At 58.9% G+C, this 2,035-nt stretch carries 2 protein-coding genes; one reads left to right on the top strand and one right to left on the bottom strand.

Annotation, left to right across the window (positions count from 1 at the left end; all coding sequences use genetic code 11):
* The first annotated feature begins 380 nt into the window (after positions 1 to 380).
* Positions 381 to 881, top strand: coding sequence for a hypothetical protein (locus FGL98_RS24945; protein WP_146321562.1), 501 nt, complete (start codon positions 381 to 383; stop codon positions 879 to 881).
* Between the two features lie 74 nt (positions 882 to 955).
* Here the strand turns inward: FGL98_RS24945 and FGL98_RS24940 are convergent, their stop codons facing one another.
* Positions 956 to 1,786: a hypothetical protein gene (locus FGL98_RS24940; RefSeq protein ID WP_186526400.1), complete on the bottom strand. Its 831-nt coding sequence runs from the start codon at positions 1,784 to 1,786 to the stop codon at positions 956 to 958.
* Positions 1,787 to 2,035 lie beyond the last annotated feature (249 nt).

Raw genomic sequence — 2,035 nt, 5'->3', positions numbered from 1 at the left:
ACAAGGCGATCGGCATGCGGAGCATGCCACAAGGCGATCGGCATGCGGAGCATGCCACAAGGCGATCGGCATGCGGAGCATGCCACAAGGCGATCGGCATGCGGAGCATGCCACAAGGCGATCCCGTTGCGGTGCAGCCTCGAATCTTAGTTTGCGTCCTCAGCGGCAGCGTTCAAGATCTTTCCCCATGAGCCAGTACCCGAGCTGATCGCGCTGAGTGCGAAACTGCCCAGGAGGAGACCTTCTTCAACTACTCGCTTTGCCGGTTGCTGACCTGCGATAGCTGGCGCATCCGTTGGTTAATGAACATAGCTCAGGGTGCGCGGTCGGTTACCGCCAACAGCACAGCCACAGCTTGGGCCGCCGGATAGTATTCGGGTATGGGTGGCATGGGCGTGCTCGTATGGATGGCGGCACACGACCACCAGTCCGGATATACCGATGATCTGGTCTGTGGCCAGATCGTGTCCTGGCCACTGGGCTGGCTTCGTACCGGCTGGGTGGCCAGAGTACTCGAGGGATCGATCGCCTGGTCGCACGAGCAAGCGGTCGGCGTTCTAACCGGTGACGCTCAGCGAGATGAGGGCGGAACGTACAACCTGGTCACGGTGAATGGCAGGTATCTCTGTTATGCGGACGCCTCGGAGGAATGGGACGGGCACGCACGCGATCTGGCGCTGGCCTTCGACCTGCATAGTTCCGATGTCCCCGATGACCCGCGGCAGACCCAGATGGAGCTTCTCCGGATCGCGCAGGTCTGGACCGCGGAAAACGCGGATGGTCCCGACAACGAGCCTTTGGTCGTAGAAGTGGCCACGGCCCCGTTGTGGCCGCAGCGTCCCGGATATACGTATCGAGGTGTCATCCTGCTTGCCCAGTAGGCATGATAGTGCCGCTCCTCAAGTGTGAGTCGCAGCCGCCTGAGCCAAAGGCCGCGACCCACAAGAACGTTTGGTCAGGCTCTAAGGTTGATGGCGCTCTTGATCCAGCTTGGTGCTCTCACGTACCCCTCGGCCCACGTCGTGATGACGCCTTTCACCTTCGGGTTGACGATCGCACGGACCCAGACTTTCTTGGTGATCTTGCACGACCGGAATATCCACCATCCTTTACATACTACGTGGTAGACCTTGGTTCGATAGACGATTGAGGATGAGCTCTCCTGGATGCGCTCACCTGGTGCCGGATATCGCGTCGTCATGAAGGAGACCAAGTAGTTAAGGTTGTGTTTATTCACAACCTTATAATTCCCCCATCCAGAATTTCCGTGGCGGTAGTTGATCCGCACTCCCTTTCCATCGTGCCACCAATACATCAACTTGTATGCGAGGTCGCTTGATGCAGGCTGGACGCCACCGTCGTCGGCCGGGGAGATGGCCGGGACCGGTGCGGCAGACGGGTCTCCGGTGTCATCGGCGGTGCCTGGTACTGGTAATACGCCATCGTTGGGGACCGCGAGTTCCTCCGCAGTTTGGGCGTCAAGTGTTCCATCGTAGATGGTGCCTTCGTCCCATGTTGGTTGATTTCCGGAGGCGTTTGCATCCACCGCCGATAGAGGGACCTGCTGTGCAGTTAGCTGGCTAGCGGATATGTCAGACCCAACTGCGTAGTCTGCGCCGCTAAGGTCAAAGAACCCGAAATCCGCGCTGCAATCTTGTAATTGACACACCGGCCCTGTCGTTATTCCGTCCGCATGCGCTGCCGGTGCGATGGGCAGGGCTGCGGCCACCGAGAGCGCCATCACTGGCAGGAATACAATCGCGGACCGAGTCAGGGGACGAGACATAGTTTGTCCTCCGGGAACATGAGACAAGTGACGGGGCGAAGCAAGCAGAACTGTAACAGTCGAGTTCCTCTCTTTCCAGGAAAGGAGGCCCTTTATATTTGGCTGATTGTTCCCTATGCATAAAAGGGCTCTTCAGAAACGAGGGTGTAGTCGGGGTCTGAATCCTCCGGACTCCAGGAGGGATCGCGCGACATAGTGGGTCAGGTTTCGGAACCCGAGGGCGGACCCGCGTAAGTGCTCGAGGCGACC

The sequence above is a fragment of the Leekyejoonella antrihumi genome (assembly GCF_007845645.1).
GTDB lineage: Bacteria > Actinomycetota > Actinomycetes > Actinomycetales > Dermatophilaceae > Leekyejoonella > Leekyejoonella antrihumi.
The sequence above is the reverse complement of the archived record's forward strand: the minus strand, read 5'-3'. Positions and strand labels throughout refer to the sequence as shown.